Annotated in this window: 1 rRNA gene; it reads right to left on the reverse strand. The window is 46.5% G+C overall.

What is annotated here, in order from left to right:
* Positions 1 to 1001: ribosomal RNA gene (locus tag K1Y79_RS29025) — 23S ribosomal RNA — on the reverse strand; the annotation flags it as partial.

Consider the following 1001-nt stretch of genomic DNA (forward strand, 5'->3'; position numbering starts at 1 on the left):
AGCAGGTACTGGAATATTCACCAGTTTGCCATCAGCTACGCCTCTCGGCTTTGCCTAAGGACCCGACTAACCCTGATCCGATTAGCGTTGATCAGGAACCCTTAGTCTTACGGCGAATAGGTTTTTCACCTATTTTATCGTTACTTATGCCTACATTTTCTTTTCTAAACGCTCCAGCATACCTCGCGATACACCTTCAATGCAGTTTAGAATGCTCCCCTACCGATACACCACCTAGTGGTGATCCTAAAGCTTCGGTTGTATGTTTGATGCCCGATTATTTTCCGTGCTCAAACCCTCGACCAGTGAGCTGTTACGCACTCTTTAAATGAATGGCTGCTTCCAAGCCAACATCCTGGCTGTTATAGGATTTGAACTTCGTTTGTTCAACTTAACATACGATTAGGGACCTTAGCTGTTAATCTGGGTTATTTCCCTCTCGGCCATGGACCTTAGCGCCCACAGCCTCACTCCCGTAGATATATCATAGCATTCGGAGTTTATTAGGGTTTGGTAGGCGGTGAAGCCCCCTAGCCCAATTAGTAGCTCTACCTCTATGATAACTCTTTATACGAGGCTGTTCCTAAAAACATTTCGGGGAGAACGAGCTATCTCTCAGTTTGATTGGCCTTTCACCCCTATCCACAGGTCATCCCATAGCTTTTCAACGCTAATGAGTTCGGTCCTCCAGTTTGTGTTACCAAACCTTCAACCTGCCCATGGATAGATCACAAAGTTTCGCGTCTACCCCTACTGACTATGTTCGCTCTGTTAGAACTCGCTTTCGCTACGGCTCCGCAACTTAAGTGCTTAACCTTGCCAGTAAGGAGTAACTCGTAGGCTCATTATGCAAAAGGCACGCCGTCACATATTGCTATGCTCCGACCGCTTGTAGGCGCACGGTTTCAGGTACTATTTCACTCTTCTATTCGAAGTGCTTTTCACCTTTCCCTTACGGTACTGGTTCACTATCGGTCTCTAGGGAGTATTTAGCCTTACCA

Source organism: Chitinophaga rhizophila (assembly GCF_019492185.1).
Classification (GTDB): Bacteria; Bacteroidota; Bacteroidia; order Chitinophagales; family Chitinophagaceae; genus Chitinophaga; species Chitinophaga rhizophila.